Source organism: Pseudoalteromonas apostichopi (genome assembly GCF_030297135.1).
Lineage (GTDB): Bacteria > Pseudomonadota > Gammaproteobacteria > Enterobacterales > Alteromonadaceae > Pseudoalteromonas > Pseudoalteromonas apostichopi.
Genome location: NZ_AP028065.1, coordinates 2,548,163 through 2,574,548, shown reverse-complemented (window position 1 = coordinate 2,574,548; position 26,386 = coordinate 2,548,163). Strand labels below are relative to the sequence as shown.

Sequence of the window (26,386 nt, the reverse complement as noted above, 5' to 3'; positions counted from 1 at the left end):
CACCAATCTATTTGGGTATATACTCAAGTCATTGATTTAAGGATTTGGATAATCAGCAAATGGCAGAAAAATTTCGTGTGATGTTTGCAGGCCTTGAAGCCGGTGTCGACCAAACACAAGCAACAGAACAACTAGCCGCAAAACTAAAAACAACAACAGACAAAGTAGCGACCCTGTTTGAGCATAAGCCATTATTTGCGCCGAGCGAGCAAGATAAAGCACTTAAACAAGCTAAGTTGCTTGCCAGTGTAGGCATTAAAGCTAAACTCCAAAGCGTTAATCAAACAGCCACCAGCAGCCAATCAACAAATTTAGCCGCACAAGCCAAAGAGCGTGAAGAACGTATTTTCGATGCCCTCGATTACATTACCAGTAGCCTTATTCGCCTAGAAGAAAAGCTAGATGACCTAGAGCAACGTTTACCTGAGCCAGAAAATAATAGTGTTGCTGATAGCGACGATAGCTGGCAAGAAGATGCTCTGCTGCTTGAAGACGAATTAACAGAGCCCGTTAAAAAACGCTCAAACACACTACTCTATTCGCTTATTGCGATGGTCATTTTATTATTAATCATTTTGGGTGTAGTGGAGCTTTTTCCTGAACTTTTCTCCTTTTTAGAAAGTTAACACTAATATTGACATGAGCAACACACGAGCAGAAATCAGACAATCCATTCGAAAAAAGCGCAATTCACTGACTGTTGAACAACAAAAAAATGCAGCGATTGCGCTAAAAGTGAATTTTACTCAACACTTAAAATCGTTAAAAACACCTAAAAACGCCCATACCGGCATTTATTTTAGTAATGACGGAGAGTTAGACACCTCATTGTTAATTAAAGAATTATGGGTGCAAGGACAGCATTTATACCTGCCTATAATCCACCCCTTCAACGGTACAACTTTATACTTTCAAAGGTATGAAGAAAATTCACCCATGACTGCAAACCGCTATGGTATCTTGGAACCCAAGTTAAATTGCAGTCAAATATGTCCTCTAGACAAGCTTGATATTTTACTTATGCCATTAGTGGCATTTGATGATCAAGGTAACCGTTTAGGAATGGGCGGCGGGTTTTATGACAAAACGTTGGCTCGGTATTACCAAGAAAACTGGCAAAAACCGATTTTGATCGGCCTTGCCCATCAATGTCAGCATGTTCCAGCATTGCCTATTGAATCGTGGGATGTACCGTTAAAATACATTATAACCCCAGAGAAAATCTACCAATGGTAAGCAAACTGTTTGTATACTATAGACCCTCTCTGACAGCTAACTGAGCACATAATTATGACGCAAGATGAATTAAAAAAAGCCGCTGCCTGGGCAGCCCTTGAGTTTGTAAACGAAAATACCATTGTTGGTGTAGGTACAGGCTCTACAGTGAATCACTTTATTGATGCACTTGATACAGTAAAAGACACCATTACTGGTGCGGTTTCTAGCTCTGAGGCTTCAACTGAAAAGTTAAAAGCACTGGGTATAGAAGTATTCGAGCTAAACGATGTATCAAGCCTTGATGTGTATGTTGATGGCGCAGACGAAATCAACCCACAAAATGAAATGATCAAAGGCGGTGGTGCAGCGCTGACACGCGAGAAAATCGTTTCAGCGGTAGCAAAACAATTTGTTTGTATTGTTGATGAATCTAAAGAAGTTACAACATTAGGCGCATTTCCACTACCGGTTGAAGTGATCCCAATGGCACGCAGCTATGTAGCTCGTGAACTAGTAAAACTAGGCGGTGACCCTGTTTACCGTGAAGGTGTTGTAACAGATAACGGTAACGTCATTTTAGACGTGCACAATTTAGATATCAGCAACGCCAAAGAATTAGAACTAACAATCAACCAGATTGTTGGCGTAGTAACAAACGGCTTATTTGCCCATCGTGGCGCAGATAAAGTCATTATCGGCACCAAAAATGGGCCGCAAATAAAGTAAATAGGAATGAGGATATGAGTAAGGTATCGTTAGCAAAAGACAAAATTAAAATTCTCTTGCTGGAAGGCGTGCACCAAAGTGCTGTAGAAACGCTTAAGCGTAATGGCTACAGTAATATTGATTACGTAAAAACATCCTTACCTGAAGACGAGCTCATTGAGCGCATTAAAGATGTGCATTTTGTAGGCCTTCGCTCTCGCACTCATATTAATGAAGCGGTATTAGAAGCAGCTGAAAAGCTAGTCGCAATCGGCTGCTTCTGTATCGGGACTAACCAAGTCGACCTGCAAGGTGCCCGTGAACGTGGTATTGCGGTATTTAACGCGCCATTCTCAAACACACGCTCTGTGGCAGAATTAGTACTTGGTGAAATCTTATTATTACTTCGTGGTATTCCAGAGCGTAATGCCCTAGCGCACCGCGGTGGTTGGTTAAAATCAGCCAACGGTTCATTCGAAGCACGTGGTAAAACGTTAGGTATTATTGGTTACGGCCACATTGGTACACAACTAGGTATCATGGCTGAAAATATCGGTATGAACGTTGAGTTTTACGATATCGAAGACAAACTAACACTGGGTAATGCAACGCAAGTTCATAACCTAACTCAGTTATTACAACGTGCCGATGTTATTAGCTTACACGTACCAGAAACACCGCAAACGAAGAACCTAATTGGTATGGCAGAGCTTGAAGTAATGAAGCAAGGCGCCATCTTGATCAATGCTTCTCGCGGTACTGTTGTTGATATTGATGCTCTAGCAGAATCACTGCGTGATAAAAAGCTGAGCGGCGCAGCAATCGACGTGTTCCCTCTAGAACCAAAATCAAATGATGAAGAGTTCGTATCACCGCTGCGCGAGTTCGATAACGTGATTTTGACTCCACACATTGGTGGTTCAACACAAGAAGCACAAGAAAATATTGGTATTGAAGTAGCAGGCAAACTTGCTAAGTACTCAGATAATGGTTCAACTATTACAGCAGTTAACTTCCCTGAAGTATCATTACCTGAGCTTGCAAACCGCAGCCGTTTATTACACGTACACCACAACCGCCCAGGTGTTCTAACGCAAATTAACCAAGCGTTTGCACAGCACGGAATCAACATCGCAGCCCAGTACTTACAAACAGACGAAGCGATTGGTTACGTAGTAATTGATGTAGATACAGATCAATCAGAAGTAGCTCTTAAAGAGCTAAGTGCTGTTGAAGGGACAATCAGAGCACGTATCCTTCACTAATCATTGGCATATCGAATAAATAAAAAGCGCAAACAGTTAAACTGCTTGCGCTTTTTTTGTTTGTAGAGCTAAGCTGAAAGCCCGTTGGTTTGAGCGCAGCGAAACCAAACACAAGAACCTAGCTTTAAGCCTTAAATTTTAAGCTCTAAGTCAAAAATAGCTCACCGTAGGCGTGAAATTTATTTCGCGCGAAGGCTTATTTCTAACAAATAAAACACCAATCATTTCTAAAAAACAGTAAAAATGAGAACAAGCTTGTATTTGGACAAAAAGTTTTTAGAGGCAAAAACGATTCACTCTATGTCGGCGAAAATAAACTCCCCCCCTCCTCAGCCATACTTCCCTGTGTAAATCACGCCGATGAGTCAGTAAATTTTACTCATCAGTCGCTTGTGGTTCTGCATCTTTATCTTGGTGTTTTTCGCTTATCATGGCGTTTAATTTCTCACCGCCTTTGATACCAAAATCTAACGTGCGGATTGGGAATGGGATGGTCATGTCAGCTTCACTTAGCGCGTTTCTTACTGCCACAACAGCCTTGTGACGAACGGTCATGAAATCCGCTTCGCCAGGGTATTTAATCCAAAACCAAACCAGTAGGTTAACGCTGCTATCACCAAAGCTTTCGGCGTAAACGGCGGTTTCTTCTTGTTTAATAACAAAATCAAACTCATTGATTTTTTTAACAATCACTTCTGCGGCTTGTTCTGGGTCGTCAGCATACGAAATACCCACTGGCACCTCAATACGACGCACACCTAACGTGCTGTAATTACTGAGTATATTTCTAAATAGAATCTTGTTAGGCACTAAGATAAGTTGCCCATAAAAGTTCTCAATGAGGGTGTTTCTAAGATTAATCGCCCGTACTGTACCGAACACGCTTTCGGTGCGAATTACATCACCTGTTTTAAATGGTTTGCGGATCCCCATAGCAATACCTGCTATAAGATTCTCTGTCATATCCTGAAAGGCAAAACCAATCGCAAGACCAACAATACCAGCACCGGCAAGTAATGAGGTGACCGTGCCTCTAAGGCCCAGGAAATCAAGAGCTACGAATAAGCCTACACATAACACAATAACCTTGGCTATCGATGACATCAAGTCTGCTATTTGCGAAGACTCTAACGAGCGGCGTAATAGCTTTCTAAGCATTGAGCCAACGATACGCGCCAGTAATGAAAATACGATAGTGATGACTACTGCGACAATAAAGTTTGGAATATGGCTTATAATGATATCAACCCAGCCACCGAGTTTTTCTTCTATAAGTTTTTCGGCCTCACCTACGGTTGGTATTTTTAACATACGATTACCTGATCATTTAAGAAACATAGCGAGTGGTCTGCAAAATAAACGCCAGTTTCATACAGGCACAAAAAAGCCGTGCTTAGCACGGCTCTTCTAATTCATTTTACTAAAAAATTAGTTCTGCTCTTCCCGTAAGAAAACAGGCTCTAATTCTTTTGCTGTTGCATCGCTGCTAAAGTAATATCCTGCAACGGTGAAATCTTTTAAATCACTTAATTGGGTAATTTTATTTTCAATGATGTAACGTGCCATCATGCCGCGAGCTTTTTTCGCATAAAAGCTGATCACTTTATATTGGCCGTTTTTACAGTCTTTAAAATGTGGAGTAATAATTTGAGCGTTTAAGGCTTTTTTATCAACCGCTTTAAAATACTCATTCGAAGCAAGGTTTACCAAATATTTGCTATCTTGTTCAGCAAGCACTGTATTAAGCTTTTCGGCGATAACACTGCCCCAAAACTGGTATAAGTTTTTACCACGTGGGTTTTCTAGTTTAGTGCCCATTTCAAGGCGGTAAGCTTGCATTAAATCGAGTGGCTTCAGTACACCATAAAGGCCTGACAAAATACGTAAGTGCGACTGTGCGTAATCTAGGTCGGCATCACTAAGAGTTTGTGCATCTAATCCACCGTACACATCGCCATTAAAGGCTAGCACTGCTTGTTTTGCGTTATGTTGCGTAAATGGCTGCGACCACTCGGCGAAACGTGCCGCATTCAAACCCGCTAGTTTATCGCTGATTTTCATTAGGCTGCCAATTTGCGCTGGGGTTAAATCACGGCAAACTGACATTAACTCTTCGCTGTGCTCGAGTAATTCAGGTTGAGTGAATTTATCGGTCGTGGCTGGTGTTTCATAATCTAAATTTTTTGCAGGTGAAATAACAGTGATCATACTTAGCTATTGACTTGTAATTTGTTTGATGTCAATTTCAACATTAATTGAATCAAAATGCACGTTTTGTTTCGTCCTGCCTTTATCCGCTGTTCTTTCATACATAATGTTCTAGTTTTCTGTATTAAGGACATTTGACCTATTAAACACTGTCATAGTGTTGCAGCATAAAGGCCGCTATAATGGATTTTCTTTTAACTTGCTTGGAATGAGGAAAGCAAATGACTTCAGCACTACAAAGGCTTAAACAACATTCATCTATTGTTGCAGATACGGGTGATATCGAAGCTATCAAAAAGCACCAACCAGAAGATGCAACAACAAACCCATCTCTACTTTTAAAAGCCAGTGAAATTGAAGCGTATAAGCCTTATTTAGATAAAGCGTGGCAATATGCCAAAGAAACCGAGCAAGATGCAGCTAAACAACTTGAGTTAGCATGTGATTACTTTGCTGTATTAATTGGTAAAGAAATTAGCGAAATCGTACCGGGCTATATCTCAACAGAAGTAGACGCACGTTTATCATTTGATACCCAAGCGACTATCGATAAAGCCCACACTTTACTGAGCCTTTACGAAAAAGAAGGTGTTAGCAAAGATAAAATCCTAATCAAAGTTGCATCAACGTGGGAAGGCATCAAAGCCGCTGAACAGCTTGAAAAAGAAGGCACTAAGTGTAACTTAACGCTGTTATTCTCTGAAGCACAAGCTCGCGCATGTGCCGATGCGAATGTATTTTTAATTTCACCATTCGTTGGCCGTATCCTGGATTGGCATGTTGCTAATGGTATGGAAAAACCAACTGATCCGCTAAACGATCCAGGCGTGCAATCAGTACGTAGCATTTACGAGTTCTACAAACGCCATGATTACAAAACTGTAGTTATGGGCGCAAGCTTCCGTAACACAGGCGAGATCATCGCGCTTACTGGCTGTGATAAGTTAACTATCAGCCCTGCACTTTTAGAAGAGCTTGGCCAATTAACTGATGCACAAGAGTACTTATTAGAAAGCGACTTTGCTGTTGAAGAAAAACCAGCACCACTGACTGAAAGCCAGTTCCGTTGGTTACATAACCAAGACGCGATGGCAACAGAAAAGCTTGCTGAGGGTATTCGTTCTTTTGCACAAGCGCAGCTTGAATTAGAAGCTCGTTTTAAAGCAATGTAATTTAAATTACAGCATTTTTTGAAACGCCACCGCTAGGTGGCGTTTTTGTTTCTAAAATAACTAAACCTTTGATCTATTCATCTATCAATCACACTTCTGTAACAGTATTGTCACTTTTTTATTCTATTTTTGAGCAGCCTGTGGTATAGGTATTTCCGAGGTTCAAAAAATCAATAGGAGAAGTTCATGGATAGCCTAGACGATATTTTAGAAATATTAGAAGGTCCTAGCACAACAAAAAAGACCTCTACAAAAAATAAAAAGAGAAAATGGCGCGAAATCGAAGCTCTAAAAGATAAGCATAGACTTCGCAAAGAACTACAGGAGTTAGACTATTTCACAGACAGCGTTGAGCTTGATGAATTAGACTTTTAATTAAAGGCCCGCAAGGGCCTTTTGCATTTGTGCTATAGAATTTGTGGCAACGACCAATTGATCGGCACTTTGTTTTGATCAATAAGTAGCTGGTTTGCCTTTGAAAAATGCTGACAACCAAAAAAGCCACGATGAGCAGAAAGCGGTGATGGATGCGGACCTTGAATCACATGATGACGCGAGGTATCTATGTGTTTACCTTTTTTCTGAGCATGTGCGCCCCATAATACAAACACCACACCGTCACAGTGCTGGTTGATAAGCGCAATCACTGCATCGGTAAATTGCTCCCAGCCAAGGTGCTTATGAGAATGAGCCTGCCCTTGCTCAACAGTCAGTACAGTGTTGAGTAAAAACACACCTTGTTCTGCCCAACTTTGCAAATAACCATGATGTGGTATCTCAAAACCTTCAATATCTGTCGCCAATTCTTTGTACATATTTTTCAATGACGGAGGTAACTTTTTAACTTCAGGCAATACCGAAAAACAAAGACCATGGGCCTGACCTTCTCCGTGGTATGGGTCTTGCCCTAAAATAACCACTTTGATTTCATTTAGTGGTGTGACATCAAAAGCAGAGAAAACCTGCTCATCTTTTGGATAAACGGTAACACCCTCTGCTCGCCTATCTGCCACATATTGCAAGGTTTCTTGCATGTAAGGTTTCGCAAGTTCGGTATCTAGAAATGTTTGCCAGTCGATCATTTTGAAGCCTGTATTTGCTGACGAGAAATGTCGATTTTACCACACATATCAGTCAAGCCATCAAGCATACGAGTTGTAAAACGGTGCAATAAGTCAGCGTTCACACTAATAAACTGGTTATGCTGCACAGCTGGCAATTCGGGCCATTGGCGCCAATCAATTTTAGGCTGAGGCTTTTTCGATTTTTCATCTGGAATAATCACCACTTCAGGTTTGGCAACCAATACATTTTCAATACTAATACGCGGATAGTCGGTATCACTATTAGCAAACACATTGTCGGCATGGCAAATGGTTAATAGCTGATTGATCCAAGTGTTTCCACCAACCGTCATCATAGGTTCAGGCCATAATTGATAAAACACCGACACTTTCGGTTTGCCCTTTTGAGCTGTACGAATAGCATTGAGTTTATCTTCAAACTCTTTGGCAACTTTATTTGCCTTTGTTTGCAAATGCGTAAGCGTACCCAGTTTACGTAGTTCATCGGCAACATTATCAACCTGATTAGGATTACTGTAAGCAACTGGAATACCTAGCTTTTCAATATAAGCGAGATCTTCAGCTTTGTTACCCGTTTTCCAAGCTAGTACAAGATCCGGTTTTAACGACAACAGTTTTTCCATGTTAATGCCGTAATAGCCACCTACTCGTTCAATATCATTCGCTTGCAAAGGAAAGTCAGCATAGTCAACGGTACCAACAATGCGCTCACCTGCACCAATCGCAAACAGGTTTTCAACGATATGCGGCGCTAAAGCAACAATGCGCTGTGGCTTGTTTATTTCATGGGCCTGTGTAAGTGCCGGTAAATAAAATAAAAAACCTAAGAGTGCAAACTTGATGGCCTTCATGTTAATAATCGAATCCTTTTTGCGCTTTGATACCGGCATCAAAAGCATGTTTTACGTTTCTGACTTCACTGACTGTATCAGCTAAGTCGGTTAGTTTACGGTGCGCACCACGACCTGTAATAATTACCGATTGCATAGCAGGGCGAGAGCTAATTGCCTCTAGCACTTCGTCTAAATCAATATAGCCGTAGGTGATCATATAAGTTATTTCGTCTAGCATAACGAGGTTAATCGACTCATCCTTCAGCATTCTTTTTGCTTCTTGCCATGTCACTTGCGCAGCCGCGGTATCTGACTCTTTATTTTGTGTTTCCCAGGTAAAACCTGTGTTCATAATGACAAATTCAACCCCTGCTTTTTCGAGTAAGTTACGTTCACCACACTCCCATGTGCCTTTAATAAACTGACACACAGCCGCTTTCATTCCGTGACCCACCGCACGTGCTACAGTGCCAAAACCAGAGGTAGATTTGCCCTTACCGTTGCCAGTTATAACTTGAAAAATCCCCTGCTCTTTTTGTGCCGCAGCAATACGTTCGTCTACTTTTTCTTTTACTTTTTGCTGGCGTTGTTGGTGCTTATCTTGATTCTGTTCGCTCATTGTTGTTCCTTATGCTCTAAATTGAAGTTCTCATAAATATTGATGATTTGTTCAATATCGAGATTCTCTGCTACCACGTTCGCTAAACGGCTTAACTGTTGTTCTCGGTTTAAATTAATATCAATTGGCTTAATTTGGCTATTTGGAGCAAGCCAAGTTGTTAACTCGCCCACGCCCTCTGGCGTATCGAACAAGCCGTGTAAGTAAGTACCCGCCACTTGGTTATCATCGCTAATAAAACCATCCTCTTTAAATCCACTCGGGTGATTATTAAAACTCAAAAATGGCTTTTTAAGTGCTGATCCTTGGCTTATCCCGGCGTGAATTTCATAACCTGAAATTGCGTTATCGCTATTATTTAAATGAAGTATGCCAGATACTTGGCTTAGTACTTTTTGCTGCCCTAATTGCGTTTTAAAGTCAGCAAGCCCTAGTCCTTCTGCACTACCTAAATTAGATTCAACAGCATGTGGATCTTCTAGGTAATTGCCTAACATTTGTAGTCCACCACATATACCGAGTATTTTACCGCCATAGCGTAAATGACGTGTTATTTGTTTATGCCAACCTTCATTTTTTAAAAAGGCTAGGTCACTTAAAACATTTTTGCTACCAGGGATAATGATCAAATCGACATTAGGAATAGCTTGAGTATGACGTACATACTGTAAATCGATTTCTGGTTGTAATCGCAGTGCATCAAAGTCGGTATGATTACTAATATGAGGCAATAACAAAACTGCTATCCGTAATTGCGGTTTATCGACCTGATTACTTATAGCAACAGCATCCTCTGCATCTAACGCTAAGTCATGTAAATAAGGTAAAACCCCAAGCACGGGCTTATTTGTATATTGTTCTAACCAATCTAAACCGCCTTGCAATAACGCAATATCACCCCGAAAGCGGTTAATTACAAAGCCTTTAACTCGCGCCTGCTCCGACTCAGACAATAACGCTAACGTCCCAACTAAGTGAGCAAACACACCGCCTTTGTCGATATCAGCAATAATAATTACCGGGCAGTCCACCGCTTCAGCGTAACCCATATTAGCAATGTCATTTTCACGTAGGTTGATTTCTGCAGGACTGCCAGCTCCTTCAACGACCAATAACTCAAAACGCTCACTTAAGCGCTGCTGCGAAGTAAGAACCGCATCCATAGCCACTTTTTTGTAATCGTGGTAACTGCCCGCTTCCATATTCGAAAGCGCTTTGCCATGGACGATAACCTGCGCCCCTGTATCGCTATTGGGCTTTAACAAGATAGGGTTAAAATCGACTTCTGCGGGCACTTTTGCTGCTATAGCCTGCAGAGCTTGTGCTCGACCTATCTCGCCACCATCAGCGGTTACAGCGCTATTTAATGCCATATTTTGTGGCTTAAAGGGGGCAACCTTAATGCCTCGCTCTGCAAAGATCCGGCAAAGAGCTGCTACAAGAGTACTTTTACCTGCATCTGAGGTCGTGCCTTGCACCATTAATGTTTTCATCATTGTTCTCTTTTTAAGGTTTGTGCAAGACCTGCAATCACAAACTCAACACGTGCAACTTGCTGTGCTAAGGCTTGATGCAACCAACCTGAATGATCAACAAACTGACGGCTTAATTCACCTAGCGGCACGATACCATGACCCACTTCATTGCTGACCAAGATCACCTCACCCGGCAATTGCAATAGCGCATCGAGTAAGGCCGCTTTTTGCTCAAGCCAAAATGCCTCACCATGCTGGCATAAGCAATTACTTAACCACAGCGTTAAACAATCCACTAAAATACAGTTTTCAGTCTGGCTATGCTGTTGTAATGCTTTGGCTAAATACAAAGGCTCTTCAACAAGTTGCCAATGCTTACTTCGTTCTATTTGATGTTTACTAATTCGGGCAGCCATTTCCTCATCGCCAGCGTTTGCGGTAGCAACGTAGATAAGCGGTTTGTTTGAATTAGTTGCCAACTGCTCAGCAAAACGACTTTTACCACTGCGAGCACCGCCTAAAATTAAAGTATGTTGTTGGCTCATAATAGACTCACCAAGCAAAGGTAGGTAACAAGCTCTGACACTTGCTGGGCAGCACCTAGGCAATCGCCGGTATAGCCAGATAATTGTTTTTCAAACCAGCGCTTTAATAATAATCGAGTAACAAAAAGCACGCTAATGAGTATCAGTAATTGCCCTAGAGTGAAGCCAAAAAACAACCATGCTATTGCCAAGACTGCGCCGCCAGTTGCTAGCAGTATTTGATAACTTTGTGTGCTTAAATGCATCGCTATTGGTTTTACTTTAGATGTGGCATCCTGACTTACATAATCCATATCTGCAATTAAGCTTGTTGCTACAACTCGGCTTAGGCTTTGCCCTAGAACAAGTGCAATAACAAGAATACTGGTTGCTTCGGTGAGTGCGACGAGTGTTTGGTACTTAATTAATAAAACCATCACTAACGCCGCTGCACCATACGTCCCTAAGCGACTATCTTTCATAATGCTGAGTTTATCTGCAACTTGCCAACCACCACCAAAGCCATCCCACACATCAGCAAGGCCATCTTCATGAAATGCCCCTGTAATTATCAAGCTAAAGGCCATAACTAACGCTATTGCTATAGCAGCGGGGAATAACCAGTTCAACAACAAAAAGCTTAGCGCTAAAAGTACACCTAATAACACCCCGACTAATGCAAAATAACGGCTGGCCTGATTGAGTGCCGTGCTCGATACTACAAAGTTTAATTTAACGGGTATGCGCGTTAAAAAGCTAAGCGCCAGTAAAAATAGCTGAAGCTGACTTGGGGTAGTATTTGATGTGTTAAGTTCAGTGCTCATATTAAACTACTTGCTCAACATTGGCATCGGCAAAACTTGCCATGTCATTGTAAAACGCCAAAGATGCTTGCAATAAAGGTAAGGCAAGCGCAGCCCCGGTGCCCTCTCCTAAACGTAAATCAAGCTGCAATAAAGGTGCTGCATGCAAGGCATTGAGCATTGCTTTGTGCCCTTGTTCATCAGAGGCATGAGCAAATATCATGTAATCGCGAGCGTTTGCATTAATCCGAGTTGCAACAAGCGCTGCTGCAGTACAAATAAAGCCATCCACGATCACAGCCATGCCAAGCTCGGCAGCAGCTAAAATAGCACCGGTGATCTGAACAATTTCAAAACCACCTAATGCCGCAAGCGTCATTAGTGGATCGCTAAAATGAGCTTGGTGTAATTGAAGGGCTTGCTCGACAACCTTGATTTTTTTAGCAACAACCTCGTCACTCACGCCTGTGCCTTTACCAACACATTGACTGGCAGGTAACGACAACAAGGCAGCCATCAATGCCGCAGCACTTGTGGTATTGCCAATGCCCATCTCACCAAAGGCGATGGTATTGCAGCCTTGCTCATAGAGTGAATGAACTCGCTGCTTTGCTAATTCAACCCCTTTCTTAACTTGGCTAAGAGACATCGCCATTTCGGTATTTAAAGGTGCGGTGATTTCACCTAAACGCTGGTTATGCACACCTTTACCATGTGCAGTACTGAGGGTTCCGGCATCAACAATTTCGAGCTGCCAACCTAGCTGACGACAAAATACATTGATCGCTGCGCCTCCTGCTGCAAAGTTTGCCACCATTTGTGATGTAACGCAGCTAGGAGCAATTGACACCCCTTGGCTTGCAACACCATGGTCGCCAGCAAATACAACCAGAGTAGGGCTAGAAATAACCGGTTTGAAGGCTAGAAGCGCCTGCTCTCTATCGAGCTGCTTTGAGAAAATAAGCGTTAATTGTTTAGCACAGCTTTCAAGCTGACCTAACGCACCAAGCGGCTTCGTTTTAAGGTCTATTTTTTGTTGAATAATAGCTGAAAACTGCTGGTTAATTGGCATGATATTAAACATTAACTACCTGCTCTGTTTACGAAAATACAATAAGAATAAAAAAAACACGCTGCCGATAGCTGCTGTGATCACACCAACGGGTAATTCTTGATTATTCAATAAGGTTCGGCATAGCACATCAACCCACACCATAAAAATACCGCCGACTAGCGAAGTCATGATTAAGTTATGGCTGCTGCCTTGTGGCGAAAAGTAACGCACAATATGTGGGATCATCAGGCCAACAAAACCGACGCCACCACACATAGCAACAAGCACTGCAGTTATTAATGAACTTAGCAGTAGCATCATGATCCGAAAGCGCTGTACATGAATCCCCAAAGTCGCGGCACTTTCATCACCAAGTAGCATTGCATTAAGCTGACGACGAAAAGCAATCATCAGTGCCATACAGGCAGTAATAACTATAAATGGCATCCAAAGAGTGTCCCACTGCGCACGAGAAAAACTGCCCATGGTCCAAAATAAAATAGCTGTAATGGCTTGAGGATCACTAAAATAAAGTAGCAAACTAGTCATAGCACTAAATAAGAATGATAAAGCAACGCCGGCAAGTAACATGGCTTCAACTTGGCCAACATGGCGACGGCCTGCAATAGCAATGAGCAACAGCATAGAGAGTAAGCTTCCGGCAAATGCTGCAATTGACATACTAAAACCAAAACTCACGCCTGTTAGGGCTATAAAGCACACGACACCGAATGAAGCTCCCGAAGAAATTCCAAACAAATAAGGATCAGCAAGTGGGTTTCGGGTTACGGTCTGCAAAATTAATCCCGCAAGGGCAAGCCCAGATCCCGCTAAAAATGCCAGTACGGTTCTTGGCATGCGTAGCTGCCAAATAATACGCTGCACAAACTCATCGCTACCTTGGCTAAATAAGCCATCAAATACTTCACTCAGTGGTGTATTAGCAGCACCAAAGCTAAGAGCTAAAAAGCAACTAATAAGCCCAACTAGGATACAGACACTTAAACGTATTGCATCAGTCACGATGATACTCCTGAGTCTGATAACCATAGAAGTAAGTAATGTGTGGAATATACTTATCATTGTTTGATTGGGGATGAGCAGATACTGTTGCGCATACACCAAATACATCACTTAACAGCTGCTCTGTTAGCACCGCTTTTGGTTGCCCCTGACAAATCAAGCGACCTTCATCAATCACCAGTAATTCATCACATAAACTTGCTGCGAGATTTAAATCATGGAAAGAAGCAAGCACAGTCACATCGAGGGACTTTGCTAATTCCATTATTTGAATTTGGTATTTAACATCAAGGTGGCTAGTTGGTTCATCCATGATCAACAGCTTAGGCTGCTGTACGATAGAGCGTGCAATGAGCGCTCTTTGCTTTTCGCCACCAGAGAGAGAATCAAATGCTTGCTCACTATGATGCGACAAACCAACCTGCTTAATCGCTTGATATATTCGCTGCTTATCTTTGACAGAGGTACCGCTGAAAAGTCGTTTATGAGGGGTTAAGCCCAGACTCACAACATCAAATAATGACAAATTAAACTGCGATGGAGACTCTTGTAAAACCACCGCAACCTGCTTTGCATATTCATCAGCACTGATTTGCCAAATATCTTCACCGCTTAGCAGCACGGCTCCTTGCTGAGGTTTCAAGTAACGATAAAGACAGCGCAGCAGACTTGATTTACCAGCACCATTAGGGCCGAGTAAACCGATAAATTGCCCTGCTTTTAATTCAAGGCTAATTGATTTAAGTATGGTTTTATTCGCAGTACCCCAACTTAAATCAGAAACTGATATTAATGGCGCAGCGCTAAGGCTATTTTGTTGCAAGTTTATTCTCTCTTGGCGAGTAATAGCAACGCACAAGAAAGCACTGGTAAGTACCAGAAAATGATGTGAGTTGACCCGCTCGATGATTAATTGTTAGTGCTAAGTATCTGGCTAACCATTATTTAGATGGATTACAGTTGCGGGAACAGCTGGAGAATTGCACTCCATTCCATAGCATATGAGTATTATGGCGGGCTAAGTAAATAATTCAATGAATATCGCTCTAGATGGCTAAAAAACAATTTTTGGCCAAGCCTGTCCTTGTTCATCAATATATACATCGAGTGTTATAAGCCCAGCATATGGGAGATGGAAAACATTTAAATGTGTAGCTGATTGTTTAGGCATTTGACAAACAATAGCTAGAATTTGTTTGATCACACCAGCGTGGCTAATTACTAATGACTGAGTATGTTTAGATTCACACAATGATTCTAAAAACGTTTGCCACCATGTATCTACTCGAGTATAAAAATCAGCCATAGCTTCACCATTCGGTACTTTTACTTGCCAAGGATGCTGCCAAAAATCACCGATATGAGGTTTACTTGTTTGCTGCCAAAGCTGCTGGTAGTCTTGGCCATCCCAATCACCAAAATTGAACTCTTTCAGAGCGTTATAATACCGAACGTTCAATCTGTGTTGATTTGCTAAATAGTCAGCATGAACTGAGCAACGCTTCAGCGGTGAGCTATATATGGCATTTAAATTTTTGAGTTCAGCTGAGGCTTGGCGCATTTGTCTATAGCCTTGTTCAGATAAATCAACATCGATTTGCCCAGAAAGAATTCCAGGCGTAGCTATTTCGCCATGGCGAAGAAAGTAAACTCGTGAAGCAAATGCGTCCATAATGTTCCTCAGTAACCAATAGTGAACGTTAACGCGTTTTAATTACTCTGTCGAGTTATGCTAAGGCTGTTACACTAAGAGAATTAAGCTAAACGCATTAATCGAACGTCAAAATGCAGCACTGCATTTGCGCCAATCTTGCCACCGTTACCTTTTTTACCCCATGCAAGCTCTGGAGGGATCACAAATTCATAACGAGAACCAATATTCATTAGCAACAAGCCTTCTTTTAACCCTTCGATTGCTTCAGATAATGCAAACACCTCTGGCATACCCGCTTTGTAACTGTCGGCAATCACAGTGCCATCAGCAAGCATAATGCGCTGATTAATGACTACTGTGTCGAACTCTGTAATTCGCTCCCCTTCAAGCTCATCAATCACTTTATACATTAAACCCGACGAACATAGATGTGTATCAGGATGAGATGAGAACTTAGCAATAAATGCTTCACTATTTTTACGATTTAAACCTGAAGAGCCTTTCGACTTGGTTGTTTTCTTACGAGACACATCAAACCTTAATTGTATTACAAATTTAAAACGCTTTATCGCATAACAAAGTCAGTGAAGCAAGTACAAGTATCGTCTGTAGCGAGTTAGCGAGAGTAAAGTTACAAGCTAGAAAGGGGAAAGATACGAGTTAGAAAAGGGAAAGTTTGAGGGTCTGGCGTAGGTTGGGTAGAGCTCAGCGAAACCCAATACAGAGCTATCAGCTTTCAGCCGTCAGCGATCATTCAGCTGACGTCTGAAAGCTGACAGCTAAAACGCAAAAAAGCCCGACTCTTTCGAATCGGGCTTTCTTTAATAGGATCCTGGCAATGTCCTACTTTCACATGGCAAATGCCACACTATCATCGGCGCTGTTTCGTTTCACTACTGAGTTCGGCATGGGGTCAGGTGGGTCCAAAACGCTATTGTCACCAAGAAAATTCTTTTCAATTTTCTTATTATTTTAAATTTTAAGTCTTACGACTGAATTTGGAGCCTGGCAATGTCCTACTTTCACATGGCAAATGCCACACTATCATCGGCGCTGTTTCGTTTCACTACTGAGTTCGGCATGGGGTCAGGTGGGTCCAAAACGCTATTGTCACCAAGCAAATTTGGGTCGTTAATCGCCTTGGCAATCAACTAAAATTCGGAATTCTGATATCAAGTAAATGTCTACTTTAGTTTCTTAACTTCTGTCTGTTACGCTGTCACAAAACGCGTTTGGCGTTGTATGGTTAAGCCTCACGGGTAATTAGTACAGGTTAGCTTAATGGCTCGCACCACTTCCACATCCTGCCTATCAACGTTGTAGTCTTCAACGGCCCTTCAGAGACTTTAAAAGTCTAGTGAGAACTCATCTCGAGGCCTGCTTCGCGCTTAGATGCTTTCAGCGCTTATCAGTTCCGAACGTAGCTACCGGGCAGTGCCATTGGCATGACAACCCGAACACCAGCGGTTCGTTCACTCCGGTCCTCTCGTACTAGGAGCAACCCCTCTCAATTCTCAAACGCCCACGGCAGATAGGGACCGAACTGTCTCACGACGTTCTAAACCCAGCTCGCGTACCACTTTAAATGGCGAACAGCCATACCCTTGGGACCGACTTCAGCCCCAGGATGTGATGAGCCGACATCGAGGTGCCAAACACCGCCGTCGATATGAACTCTTGGGCGGTATCAGCCTGTTATCCCCGGAGTACCTTTTATCCGTTGAGCGATGGCCCTTCCATTCAGAACCACCGGATCACTATGACCTACTTTCGTACCTGCTCGACGTGTCTGTCTCGCAGTTAAGCTGGCTTCTACCATTACACTAACCGTACGATGTCCGACCGTACTTAGCCAACCTTCGTGCTCCTCCGTTACTCTTTGGGAGGAGACCGCCCCAGTCAAACTACCCACCAGGCACTGTCCGTAATCCCGATTAGGGACCAACGTTAGAACATCAAAACTACAAGGGTGGTATTTCAAGGACGGCTCCACAAAGACTAGCGTCTCTGCTTCAAAGCCTCCCACCTATCCTACACATGTAGGTTCAATGTTCAGTGCCAAGCTGTAGTAAAGGTTCACGGGGTCTTTCCGTCTAGCCGCGGGTACACAGCATCTTCACTGCGATTTCAATTTCACTGAGTCTCGGGTGGAGACAGCGTGGCCATGGTTACACCATTCGTGCAGGTCGGAACTTACCCGACAAGGAATTTCGCTACCTTAGGACCGTTATAGTTACGGCCGCCGTTTACCGGGGCTTCGATCAAGAGCTTCGTCCGAAAACTAACCCCATCAATTAACCTTCCGGCACCGGGCAGGTGTCACACCGTATACGTCATCTTGCGATTTTGCACAGTGCTGTGTTTTTAATAAACAGTCCCAGCCACCTGGTCACTGCGGCTCCCGTCCGCTTAAAGAGCAAGTCTCATCACAGATAGGAGCGTACCTTCTCCCGAAGTTACGGTACGATTTTGCCTAGTTCCTTCACCCGAGTTCTCTCAAGCGCCTTAGTATTCTCTACCTGACCACCTGTGTCGGTTTGGGGTACGATTCGGTATAATCTGAAGCTTAGAGGCTTTTCCTGGAAGTATGGCATCAACAACTTCACACCCTTGGGTGCTCGTCTCGTGTCTCAGTCTTAAGAGTCCGGATTTTCCTAAACTCTCAACCTACTCACTTTCACATGGACAACCAACGCCATGCTTGTTTAGCCTGCTCCGTCCCCCCATCGCAATTATACCAAGTACGGGAATATTAACCCGTTTCCCATCGACTACGCCTTTCGGCCTCGCCTTAGGGGTCGACTTACCCTACCCTGATTAACATGGGATAGGAACCCTTGGTCTTCCGGCGTGCGGGTTTTTCACCCGCATTATCGTTACTCATGTCAGCATTCGCACTTCTGATACCTCCAGCATACCTCCCGGTACACCTTCAACGGCTTACAGAACGCTCCCCTACCACTCAAACAAAGTTTGAATCCGCAGCTTCGGTGCATAGTTTAGCCCCGTTACATCTTCCGCGCAGACCGACTCGACCAGTGAGCTATTACGCTTTCTTTAAAGGATGGCTGCTTCTAAGCCAACCTCCTGGCTGTCTGGGCCTTTCCACATCGTTTCCCACTTAACTATGACTTTGGGACCTTAGCTGGCGGTCTGGGTTGTTTCCCTCTTCACGACGGACGTTAGCACCCGCCGTGTGTCTCCCGGATAGTACTTTACGGTATTCGGAGTTTGCAAAGGGTTGGTAAGTCGGGATGACCCCCTAGCCTTAACAGTGCTCTACCCCCGTAAGTATTCGTCCGAGGCTCTACCTAAATAGATTTCGGGGAGAACCAGCTATCTCCCGGTTTGATTAGCCTTTCACTCCTAGCCACAGGTCATCCCCTAACTTTTCAACGTTAGTGGGTTCGGTCCTCCAGTTGATGTTACTCAACCTTCAACCTGCCCATGGCTAGATCACCGGGTTTCGGGTCTATACCTTGCAACTAAACGCGCAGTTAACGCTCGCTTTCACTACGGCTACCCTAATCGGTTAACCTCGCTACAAAATATAAGTCGCTGACCCATTATACAAAAGGTACGCAGTCACCCTCGAGGGGCTCCTACTGCTTGTACGTACACGGTTTCAGGTTCTATTTCACTCCCCTCACAGGGGTTCTTTTCGCCTTTCCCTCACGGTACTGGTTCACTATCGGTCAGTTGGGAGTATTTAGCCTTAGATGATGGTCCACCTATATTCAGTCAAAGTTTCACGTGCTCCGACCTACTCGATTTCACTTAAGATGCATTTTCGTGTACGGGACTATCACCCTGTATCGTCAAACTTTCCAGAATGTTTCACTAACACATAATAAGCTTAAGGGCTGGTCCGGTTTCGCTCGCCGCTACTTCCGGAATCTCGGTTGATTTCTGTTCCTACGGGTACTTAGATGTTTCAGTTCTCCGCGTTCGCCTCGTTAACCTATGTATTCAGTTAACGATACCTGCAAGCAGGTGGGTTTCCCCATTCGGAAATCCTAGTCTCAAGCGCTTTTTACTAGCTTGACTAGGCTTATCGCAAGTTAATACGTCCTTCATCGCCTCCAACTGCCAAGGCATCCACCGTGTACGCTTAGTCACTTAACCATACAACCCAAACGGGTCTTTGTTAGTGACAGCTGTTAACTTCGCCAGAAGTTAATTCATCAAATAATGATGAGAATACTAAAGTAGATACCAATTAATCTTTCGATTAATGGCATATTTTTACTTTTGAAAACTCTTTATAGATACGAATATCTATAAGAATTTTAATATCAGCTTTCCAAATTTTTAAAGAGCATATTAATTAGTTAAACCAAGTGGTTTAGCTAACTAACAATCATCTGTGTGGACACTACGAACAAATAAGTTCTAAATCGTATAAGGAGGTGATCCAGCCCCAGGTTCCCCTAGGGCTACCTTGTTACGACTTCACCCCAGTCATGAATCACTCCGTGGTGAACGTCCTCCCGAAGGTTAGACTATCCACTTCTGGAGCAACCCACTCCCATGGTGTGACGGGCGGTGTGTACAAGGCCCGGGAACGTATTCACCGCATCATTCTGATATGCGATTACTAGCGATTCCGACTTCATGGAGTCGAGTTGCAGACTCCAATCCGGACTACGACGCACTTTAAGTGATTCGCTTACCCTCGCAGGTTCGCAGCACTCTGTATGCGCCATTGTAGCACGTGTGTAGCCCTACACGTAAGGGCCATGATGACTTGACGTCGTCCCCACCTTCCTCCGGTTTATCACCGGCAGTCTCCTTAGAGTTCCCGACCGAATCGCTGGCAACTAAGGATAGGGGTTGCGCTCGTTGCGGGACTTAACCCAACATCTCACAACACGAGCTGACGACAGCCATGCAGCACCTGTATCAGAGTTCCCGAAGGCACCAAACCATCTCTGGTAAGTTCTCTGTATGTCAAGTGTAGGTAAGGTTCTTCGCGTTGCATCGAATTAAACCACATGCTCCACCGCTTGTGCGGGCCCCCGTCAATTCATTTGAGTTTTAACCTTGCGGCCGTACTCCCCAGGCGGTCTACTTAATGCGTTAGCTTTGAAAAACAAGTCCGAAGACCCGAGCTTCTAGTAGACATCGTTTACGGCGTGGACTACCAGGGTATCTAATCCTGTTTGCTCCCCACGCTTTCGTACATGAGCGTCAGTGTTGACCCAGGTGGCTGCCTTCGCCATCGGTATTCCTTCAGATCTCTACGCATTTCACCGCTACACCTGAAATTCTACCACCCTCTATCACACTCTAGTTTGCCAGTTCGAAATGCAGTTCCCAGGTTGAGCCCGGGGCTTTCACATCTCGCTTAACAAACCGCCTGCGTACGCTTTACGCCCAGTAATTCCGATTAACGCTCGCACCCTCCGTATTACCGCGGCTGCTGGCACGGAGTTAGCCGGTGCTTCTTCTGTAAGTAACGTCACAGCTAAGTGCTATTAACACTTAACCTTTCCTCCTTACTGAAAGTGCTTTACAACCCGAAGGCCTTCTTCACACACGCGGCATGGCTGCATCAGGCTTGCGCCCATTGTGCAATATTCCCCACTGCTGCCTCCCGTAGGAGTCTGGGCCGTGTCTCAGTCCCAGTGTGGCTGATCATCCTCTCAAACCAGCTAGGGATCGTCGCCTTGGTGAGCCATTACCTCACCAACTAGCTAATCCCACTTGGGCTAATCTTATGGCGTGAGGCCCGAAGGTCCCCCACTTTGGTCCGTAGACATCATGCGGTATTAGCAGTCGTTTCCAACTGTTGTCCCCCACCATAAGGCATATTCCCAAGCATTACTCACCCGTCCGCCGCTCGACGCCAGAGGTGCAAGCACCTCTTCGTTTCCGCTCGACTTGCATGTGTTAGGCCTGCCGCCAGCGTTCAATCTGAGCCATGATCAAACTCTTCAATTAAAAGTTTTTTCTGTCCCGAAGGACATGCTCAATGAATTCTGAATTTTGATATCTTTCGATATCGAATTGACTGTGCTGAAACAAGTAAACTTGTTTCCGTTGGTCACTCAGTTCAATTGAGACTCTAAATTTGTTTGCGTCATCTAGCGAACTAGAATCTGCTGTTAGAACTCAATCTGTACGAGTGCCCACACAGATGATTGCTTTATATTGTTAAAGAACGTTGCGACGTTGTCGCTAGGGATGCGTATAATACATCCTTAATTTTTCGAGTCAACACTTAATTTTAAACTTTCTTTTTAGACCGTTTTAAACCGAAGTTTCACTTAACTCTCTGCTACGTTGTTCAGCGTCTTTCGTTGCTGCCCGCCGTGTCAGTGGATGCGCATTATAGGGATGCGAAGAATTAACGCAAGCACTTTTTGTAGAAAACTACTAAAAACTTACCTTTCGCGCAAAAAACAAGCTAAAGGCAGTAAAAAACACAGTTTACTGTACAAAATACAGCCAACTTTTCTCGAGAGGATCTTAAGTATTATCGATATTAGGTAATACGCAAGTTTTTAAATAAAAAAAGCGCCACTATTTTTAATGGCGCCTTTATCAATCAACTCTGAATTAGTACAAGATACTATATAACTTACGGCGATACTTAGATGCCAAGGCATCACCATCAGGTAATGAAGCGATAATTTCTAGATAGGTTGGTTTTGCATCTGCGTAGTTAAGATCTTTTTTAAGTACATTAAATAACATCTCTAAAGCTTCTTCTTTACGGCCCGCACTATTAAGAGCATTACTTAGTTCTACTTTTATCTCTAAATCATTTGGATATTTTTCAACTTTATCTTGCAGTGCTTTTATTTCTGGTGAATCTGTTGCAGCTAATGCTTGTTCACACTTTGCTTGAATATTTGTGAAATACGCATCACGTTCACTTTCTGCAACCGAATCTAATAATGCTTGTGCATCTTCCAATTTATGAATTTGAATGCAGATATCAGCTAAAACTAACTTTACACGTGTATGGTTTGGATCAAGCTCATAAGCCTGCTTTGCATAGTTAAAGGCATTGTTTAGGTCTTGATTAATTAACGCTTGCTTAGCCTGCTCTAGTAATAACTCGTGTTGAGCTGGTAAATGTTTGGCTAGCGCATCCCGAATTTGCTGCTCTGTTTGAGCGCCAGGTAACATATCTACAGGCGCTGAATCTTTTAACATCACAAGTGTAGGTAATGCTTGTAAACCGATTTGCTGTGCAAGTTGTCCTGCAAGTGCCTGCTCAACATCACAATCTAATGTTGCTACTAATAAATGCTCACCATATTCATGTGCGATTTTTTCTAAAATAGCAGCTTGCTGAAGACACTCTGGGTTTTGCGAAGAGTAAAAAGTAAGTAATACTAATTTTTCAGCGGACGTTTCACCCAATGCTTGCTGCAAATTTTGCTGGGTAAGTTTTATCATATTATTCATTTGATCGATTGCACTATATAAGTATTTAGGTTTTTATATAGTGGCAAACATAACAATTACAAGCCCCACGGGTCGAGGTCATTATGAAATTATCTACTATTTCTGCAGCTTTGTTACTTCTTAGTCCATTCGCGCAAGCAATAACACTAGATTTAAACCTTCAAAAAACCATGCCTGAGATTGAAAAGCTTTATTTAGATTTACATCAATCTCCTGAGCTGTCTTACCACGAAAAACAAACAGGCCAGAAGCTAGCAAAAAAATTAAAGCAACTAGGCTTTACTGTTACAGATAACGTGGGTGGTTTTGGCGTTGTTGGGATTTATAAAAACGGTGATGGCCCAACAGTAATGATCCGCACTGATACTGATGGATTACCAATTGTTGAGCAAACTGGTAAACCCTATGCCTCTAAAGTTACTGTAACAAATGATGCTGGTGCAACCGTTGGCGTAATGCATGGTTGTGGTCATGATATTCACATGAGTTCATTTATTGGCACAGCTCAACAGTTAATGACACATAAAGATCAGTGGCAAGGTACTTTAATGATGGTCGCACAACCAGCAGAGGAAGTAGGTGGTGGTGCAAAAGCCATGCTTAAAGAAGGGCTTTTTACTAAGTACCCTACTCCAGATCATGTTATTGGGTTACATGTAAGTGCCAGTGTTCCTGCTGGTAAAGTCAGTATGAAAACAGAATACACGATGGCTAGTGTTGACTCTGTTGATATTACTGTAAAAGGTAAAGGGGGTCACGGTGCCTATCCACACACAACAATAGATCCAGTTGTGATTGCTTCACGTATTGTGTTGGCACTACAAACAATTACTAGTCGCGAATTGTCACCACTAGAGCCATCAGTGATCACGGTAGGCTCAATTCACGGTGGCTCCAAACACAATGTCATTTCAGATGAAGTAAAACTACAACTTACACTGCGCAGTTATAACCCTGAAGTTCGCTTACAACAAATTGCAGCGATCAAACGAATTTCGAAAGGCATCGCATTAAGTGCGGGACTTGATAAAAGTTTAGCACCTGAAGTATATGTGCATGAAGATGAGTCAATTCCTTCAACATACAATAATCCAACTCAAACCAACTTAGTACGTTCAGCGATTGCTAATGCGATTGGTGAAGACAATGTACTTGAAACTGAAGCTGTAATGGCTGGTGAAGACTTTGGCCTTTATGGTCGTACAGAACAAAATGTACCAATTACTTTGTTTTGGTTAGGGGGTGTTGAACCTAGTCAATATGATGCTGCAATGCAATCTGGCGCAACATTACCTTCTTTACATTCAAGTAAGTTTGCACCTGATTACAAAAAGGCGCTTCCTACAGGGATAACTGCAATGAGTAATGCCGCGGTTGCCCTATTTAACAAAAAGTAGTTTAGGCTGACCTAGCTCTAGGCTTAGCCTTTCTTTTAAAACGTCGCTTTTGCGGCGTTTTTGGTAATTGGGCAAAAACTTCGCTGTCGCACTGTTTGGCTTGATCAACTAAAGCATGTAACTCAGTCAGTAATGGCGTTAAAAATTGCTGATAACTCATATGCTGTTCAGCTATATTCCCTAATGATGCTTCCCACTTAGCAGTTAAGTCAGGGCTAGCAAGCTGCTCAGGTAAAGTGCTAATAAGCGCTTTACCTGTTGCCGTAGCTAAAATATTTTTACCCTGACGCTCTAAAAAGCGGCGCTTAAATAAAAGCTCGAGAATACCTGCCCGTGTAGCCTCAGTACCTAGTCCATCAGTTTCTTTAAGGATCTTTTTAATCTCAGGGTCTTTCACATAGCGGCTGATGCCTGTCATAGCACTTAATAAGGTAGCATCAGTAAAATGTGCTGGCGGTGTAGTCATTTTGTCTACCACGTCCCCCTGATTACAATGCAGCTGCTGACCTTTTTCAAGAGCAGGTAAGGTTTGCTCATCTTTTAACTCTGTTTTGCCCATTAATGTTTTGAAGCCTAAGCTAACATCTTGCTTAGCAGCGGCTTTAAAAAGTCCACCAGCAATCTCGACTGTTACTTTGGTTTCGTTAAAGACATAGTCAGAATAAAACTGGATTAAATAATGACGACAGATCAACCGATAGATTTTTTGTTCATCACTATTTAATGATGCTGAGCGAAGTTGTTTTTCGGTAGGAACAATAGCGTGGTGTGCCGCAACTTTGCTGTCATTAAAACATTTACTCCGCTTGCTGGTGTCAGCTTGCTTGCAAGCTTCACTTGCTTGGCCTTCATTATTAGCAATAGCAGCAATAATACTCGCTGCATCTTTATGATGCTCTTTTGGTAAATAGCGATTATCTGAACGAGGATAAGTAATTAACTTATGACGCTCATACAAGCTTTGGCAGGTATCTAACACCTTTTGTGCAGGCATTGAAAACGCTTTTGCCGCATCGATTTGTAAAGCTGATAAATTATAAGGTAACGGTGCTTGTTGTTTTTTTTGTTTTTGCTCAAGGTCAACCACTTTAGCTGGTTGATTAGTTATACGTGATACAACATTTTCAGCAAGCCCTCTATGTAATACTCTCCCCTCCTCATCTTGATAAGGTTCGCATGCTTTACTTGGTTGCCACTTAGCTGAAAATGTTTGCTGCTGCTCAGTTTCAAGATGAGCTAATACTTCGTAAAAAGGTTTCGCTACAAAGTTAGCTATTTCATTATCACGATTTACAACAAGACCTAAAATAGGTGTTTGAACACGACCTACAGATAACACATTACCAAACCCTGCTTTTTGCCCAGCAAGCGTATAAGCCCGAGTTAGATTCATGCCAAATAACCAATCAGCACGTGAGCGAGCTAATGCAGACACACTCAAGGGAATAAAATCGCGATTCGACTTTAAATTATTAAGTGCTTTTTTAACTGCACTTAAGTTTAAATCGCTTATTAATAGTCGTTGAATTTGCTGTTTTTTGGCTTTGCTCAGTTTGACCTGCTCGATCACTTCATCAACCAATAGCTGGCCTTCACGGTCAGGGTCGCCAGCATGAACGATTACGCTTGCCTGCTTAATAAGCTTTTTTAATACGGTGAGTTGTTTACGTGTTTTTGCTTTAGGTTTTAATTGCCATTGCTCAGGCACAATAGGTAAATGCTCGAATCGCCACTTTTTAAAACTTGTGTCGTAATCATCTGGCTCGGCTTGTTCAAGTAAATGCCCTATACACCAAGAGACACAATCACCATTACCAAGCTCTATATAACCATCCTGTTTTTTATGAGGTTTAGGCAGTGCATCCGCAATGGCTCGCGCCAATGACGGTTTTTCGGCAATGTAAAGTTTCATAACGCAACACTAATACTGTT

The 26,386-nt window shown here is 42.9% G+C and carries 22 protein-coding genes, 4 rRNA genes and 1 riboswitch; of the genes, 7 read left to right on the top strand and 19 right to left on the bottom strand.

Annotation, left to right across the window (positions count from 1 at the left end):
* The first annotated feature begins 59 nt into the window (after positions 1 to 59).
* The 4 genes from QUE86_RS11595 to serA are packed head-to-tail and all read left to right on the top strand — an operon-like array spanning position 60 to position 3,188.
* Complete coding sequence (locus QUE86_RS11595; RefSeq protein WP_130049530.1) at positions 60 to 626, top strand: hypothetical protein; 567 nt, start codon at positions 60 to 62, stop codon at positions 624 to 626.
* A 13-nt stretch (positions 627 to 639) separates the two neighbouring features.
* The gene (locus QUE86_RS11590; RefSeq protein WP_286257333.1) at positions 640 to 1,236 is read left to right on the top strand and encodes a 5-formyltetrahydrofolate cyclo-ligase; all 597 of its coding nucleotides are present in this window, start codon (positions 640 to 642) and stop codon (positions 1,234 to 1,236) included.
* A gap of 54 nt (positions 1,237 to 1,290) precedes the next feature.
* Positions 1,291 to 1,944 carry a ribose-5-phosphate isomerase RpiA gene (gene rpiA / locus QUE86_RS11585; protein ID WP_130049532.1) on the top strand — a complete coding sequence of 218 codons (654 nt, stop codon included), beginning with the start codon at positions 1,291 to 1,293 and terminating at the stop codon, positions 1,942 to 1,944.
* Positions 1,945 to 1,958: 14 nt separating this feature from the next.
* Positions 1,959 to 3,188, top strand: a complete 1,230-nt coding sequence (gene serA / locus QUE86_RS11580) for a phosphoglycerate dehydrogenase (protein WP_286257331.1) — start codon at positions 1,959 to 1,961, stop codon at positions 3,186 to 3,188.
* Positions 3,189 to 3,563: 375 nt separating this feature from the next.
* Here serA and QUE86_RS11575 read toward each other — a convergent pair whose 3' ends face one another.
* Positions 3,564 to 4,499 (bottom strand): mechanosensitive ion channel family protein, encoded by a 936-nt coding sequence (locus tag QUE86_RS11575; protein ID WP_178926660.1) that lies wholly within the window; start codon positions 4,497 to 4,499, stop codon positions 3,564 to 3,566.
* 117 nt (positions 4,500 to 4,616) lie between these two features.
* Complete coding sequence (gene yaaA, locus QUE86_RS11570) at positions 4,617 to 5,396, bottom strand: peroxide stress protein YaaA (RefSeq protein WP_167659128.1); 780 nt, start codon at positions 5,394 to 5,396, stop codon at positions 4,617 to 4,619.
* 221 nt (positions 5,397 to 5,617) lie between these two features.
* Here yaaA and tal point away from each other — a divergent pair, with 221 nt between their 5' ends.
* On the top strand, positions 5,618 to 6,568 hold the full coding sequence (tal, locus tag QUE86_RS11565) for a transaldolase (protein ID WP_130049535.1): 951 nt from the start codon (positions 5,618 to 5,620) through the stop codon (positions 6,566 to 6,568).
* A 186-nt stretch (positions 6,569 to 6,754) separates the two neighbouring features.
* Positions 6,755 to 6,943 carry a DUF3545 family protein gene (locus QUE86_RS11560; protein WP_054554247.1) on the top strand — a complete coding sequence of 63 codons (189 nt, stop codon included), beginning with the start codon at positions 6,755 to 6,757 and terminating at the stop codon, positions 6,941 to 6,943.
* Between the two features lie 32 nt (positions 6,944 to 6,975).
* Here QUE86_RS11560 and ung read toward each other — a convergent pair whose 3' ends face one another.
* The 16 genes from ung to QUE86_RS11480 form a co-directional block, all read right to left on the bottom strand.
* Positions 6,976 to 7,650 (bottom strand): uracil-DNA glycosylase, encoded by a 675-nt coding sequence (gene ung / locus QUE86_RS11555; RefSeq protein WP_178926658.1) that lies wholly within the window; start codon positions 7,648 to 7,650, stop codon positions 6,976 to 6,978.
* Complete coding sequence (locus QUE86_RS11550; protein WP_130049537.1) at positions 7,647 to 8,504, bottom strand: cobalamin-binding protein; 858 nt, start codon at positions 8,502 to 8,504, stop codon at positions 7,647 to 7,649. Before QUE86_RS11550 ends, ung begins: the two co-directional genes overlap by 4 nt.
* A 1-nt stretch (position 8,505) precedes the next feature.
* Complete coding sequence (gene cobO, locus QUE86_RS11545) at positions 8,506 to 9,105, bottom strand: cob(I)yrinic acid a,c-diamide adenosyltransferase (protein WP_130049538.1); 600 nt, start codon at positions 9,103 to 9,105, stop codon at positions 8,506 to 8,508.
* The gene (locus QUE86_RS11540) at positions 9,102 to 10,598 is read right to left on the bottom strand and encodes a cobyric acid synthase (RefSeq protein WP_130052192.1); all 1,497 of its coding nucleotides are present in this window, start codon (positions 10,596 to 10,598) and stop codon (positions 9,102 to 9,104) included. The genes cobO and QUE86_RS11540 overlap by 4 nt, the downstream gene beginning before the upstream one ends.
* On the bottom strand, positions 10,598 to 11,125 hold the full coding sequence (cobU, locus tag QUE86_RS11535; protein WP_286257323.1) for a bifunctional adenosylcobinamide kinase/adenosylcobinamide-phosphate guanylyltransferase: 528 nt from the start codon (positions 11,123 to 11,125) through the stop codon (positions 10,598 to 10,600). Before cobU ends, QUE86_RS11540 begins: the two co-directional genes overlap by 1 nt.
* Complete coding sequence (locus QUE86_RS11530; protein WP_286257321.1) at positions 11,122 to 11,928, bottom strand: adenosylcobinamide-GDP ribazoletransferase; 807 nt, start codon at positions 11,926 to 11,928, stop codon at positions 11,122 to 11,124. The genes cobU and QUE86_RS11530 overlap by 4 nt, the downstream gene beginning before the upstream one ends.
* A gap of 1 nt (position 11,929) precedes the next feature.
* On the bottom strand, positions 11,930 to 12,991 hold the full coding sequence (gene cobT, locus QUE86_RS11525; RefSeq protein ID WP_130049541.1) for a nicotinate-nucleotide--dimethylbenzimidazole phosphoribosyltransferase: 1,062 nt from the start codon (positions 12,989 to 12,991) through the stop codon (positions 11,930 to 11,932).
* A 3-nt stretch (positions 12,992 to 12,994) separates the two neighbouring features.
* Entirely contained in the window at positions 12,995 to 14,011 is a 1,017-nt protein-coding gene (locus tag QUE86_RS11520) for a FecCD family ABC transporter permease (protein WP_130049542.1), read from the bottom strand.
* Positions 13,977 to 14,807 (bottom strand): ABC transporter ATP-binding protein, encoded by an 831-nt coding sequence (locus tag QUE86_RS11515; RefSeq protein ID WP_130049543.1) that lies wholly within the window; start codon positions 14,805 to 14,807, stop codon positions 13,977 to 13,979. The genes QUE86_RS11520 and QUE86_RS11515 overlap by 35 nt, the downstream gene beginning before the upstream one ends.
* A gap of 103 nt (positions 14,808 to 14,910) precedes the next feature.
* Positions 14,911 to 14,978, bottom strand: a riboswitch (cobalamin riboswitch).
* Positions 14,979 to 15,038: 60 nt separating this feature from the next.
* A complete protein-coding gene (locus tag QUE86_RS11510; RefSeq protein WP_256855227.1) occupies positions 15,039 to 15,656 on the bottom strand; it encodes a histidine phosphatase family protein in 618 nt (205 codons plus the stop codon).
* Positions 15,657 to 15,739: 83 nt separating this feature from the next.
* A complete protein-coding gene (locus QUE86_RS11505; RefSeq protein WP_130049545.1) occupies positions 15,740 to 16,168 on the bottom strand; it encodes an FKBP-type peptidyl-prolyl cis-trans isomerase in 429 nt (142 codons plus the stop codon).
* Positions 16,169 to 16,468: 300 nt separating this feature from the next.
* A 5S ribosomal RNA gene (rrf, locus tag QUE86_RS11500) occupies positions 16,469 to 16,583 on the bottom strand.
* 58 nt (positions 16,584 to 16,641) lie between these two features.
* Positions 16,642 to 16,756: ribosomal RNA gene (gene rrf / locus QUE86_RS11495) — 5S ribosomal RNA — on the bottom strand.
* 124 nt (positions 16,757 to 16,880) lie between these two features.
* Positions 16,881 to 19,763: ribosomal RNA gene (locus QUE86_RS11490) — 23S ribosomal RNA — on the bottom strand.
* A gap of 277 nt (positions 19,764 to 20,040) precedes the next feature.
* Positions 20,041 to 21,581 (bottom strand): 16S ribosomal RNA (locus tag QUE86_RS11485).
* The 16S, 23S and 5S rRNA genes sit together here, the layout of an rRNA operon.
* Before the next feature lie 618 nt (positions 21,582 to 22,199).
* Positions 22,200 to 23,057: a tetratricopeptide repeat protein gene (locus QUE86_RS11480; protein WP_286257311.1), complete on the bottom strand. Its 858-nt coding sequence runs from the start codon at positions 23,055 to 23,057 to the stop codon at positions 22,200 to 22,202.
* Positions 23,058 to 23,140: 83 nt separating this feature from the next.
* Between QUE86_RS11480 and QUE86_RS11475 the strand changes: the two genes are divergently transcribed.
* A complete protein-coding gene (locus tag QUE86_RS11475) occupies positions 23,141 to 24,454 on the top strand; it encodes a M20 metallopeptidase family protein (RefSeq protein WP_130049547.1) in 1,314 nt (437 codons plus the stop codon).
* 1 nt (position 24,455) lies between these two features.
* On the opposite strand, the gene QUE86_RS11470 is transcribed toward QUE86_RS11475, so the two are convergent.
* A complete protein-coding gene (locus QUE86_RS11470; RefSeq protein WP_286257308.1) occupies positions 24,456 to 26,366 on the bottom strand; it encodes a DNA topoisomerase III in 1,911 nt (636 codons plus the stop codon).
* Positions 26,367 to 26,386: the final 20 nt, after the last annotated feature.

Excerpts from the sequence above, each read along its gene's own strand:
- QUE86_RS11595 (WP_130049530.1), top strand. The coding sequence starts at position 60 with ATGGCAGAAAAATTTCGTGTGATGTTTGCAGGCCTTGAAGCCGGTGTC.
- QUE86_RS11590 (WP_286257333.1), top strand. The coding sequence starts at position 640 with ATGAGCAACACACGAGCAGAAATCAGACAATCCATTCGAAAAAAGCGC.
- rpiA (WP_130049532.1), top strand. The coding sequence starts at position 1,291 with ATGACGCAAGATGAATTAAAAAAAGCCGCTGCCTGGGCAGCCCTTGAG.
- serA (WP_286257331.1), top strand. The coding sequence starts at position 1,959 with ATGAGTAAGGTATCGTTAGCAAAAGACAAAATTAAAATTCTCTTGCTG.
- QUE86_RS11575 (WP_178926660.1), bottom strand. The coding sequence starts at position 4,499 with ATGTTAAAAATACCAACCGTAGGTGAGGCCGAAAAACTTATAGAAGAA.
- yaaA (WP_167659128.1), bottom strand. The coding sequence starts at position 5,396 with ATGATCACTGTTATTTCACCTGCAAAAAATTTAGATTATGAAACACCA.
- tal (WP_130049535.1), top strand. The coding sequence starts at position 5,618 with ATGACTTCAGCACTACAAAGGCTTAAACAACATTCATCTATTGTTGCA.
- QUE86_RS11560 (WP_054554247.1), top strand. The coding sequence starts at position 6,755 with ATGGATAGCCTAGACGATATTTTAGAAATATTAGAAGGTCCTAGCACA.
- ung (WP_178926658.1), bottom strand. The coding sequence starts at position 7,650 with ATGATCGACTGGCAAACATTTCTAGATACCGAACTTGCGAAACCTTAC.
- QUE86_RS11550 (WP_130049537.1), bottom strand. The coding sequence starts at position 8,504 with ATGAAGGCCATCAAGTTTGCACTCTTAGGTTTTTTATTTTATTTACCG.
- cobO (WP_130049538.1), bottom strand. The coding sequence starts at position 9,105 with ATGAGCGAACAGAATCAAGATAAGCACCAACAACGCCAGCAAAAAGTA.
- QUE86_RS11540 (WP_130052192.1), bottom strand. The coding sequence starts at position 10,598 with ATGAAAACATTAATGGTGCAAGGCACGACCTCAGATGCAGGTAAAAGT.
- cobU (WP_286257323.1), bottom strand. The coding sequence starts at position 11,125 with ATGAGCCAACAACATACTTTAATTTTAGGCGGTGCTCGCAGTGGTAAA.
- QUE86_RS11530 (WP_286257321.1), bottom strand. The coding sequence starts at position 11,928 with ATGAGCACTGAACTTAACACATCAAATACTACCCCAAGTCAGCTTCAG.
- cobT (WP_130049541.1), bottom strand. The coding sequence starts at position 12,991 with ATGTTTAATATCATGCCAATTAACCAGCAGTTTTCAGCTATTATTCAA.
- QUE86_RS11520 (WP_130049542.1), bottom strand. The coding sequence starts at position 14,011 with ATGGTTATCAGACTCAGGAGTATCATCGTGACTGATGCAATACGTTTA.
- QUE86_RS11510 (WP_256855227.1), bottom strand. The coding sequence starts at position 15,656 with ATGGACGCATTTGCTTCACGAGTTTACTTTCTTCGCCATGGCGAAATA.
- QUE86_RS11480 (WP_286257311.1), bottom strand. The coding sequence starts at position 23,057 with ATGAATAATATGATAAAACTTACCCAGCAAAATTTGCAGCAAGCATTG.
- QUE86_RS11475 (WP_130049547.1), top strand. The coding sequence starts at position 23,141 with ATGAAATTATCTACTATTTCTGCAGCTTTGTTACTTCTTAGTCCATTC.
- QUE86_RS11470 (WP_286257308.1), bottom strand. The coding sequence starts at position 26,366 with ATGAAACTTTACATTGCCGAAAAACCGTCATTGGCGCGAGCCATTGCG.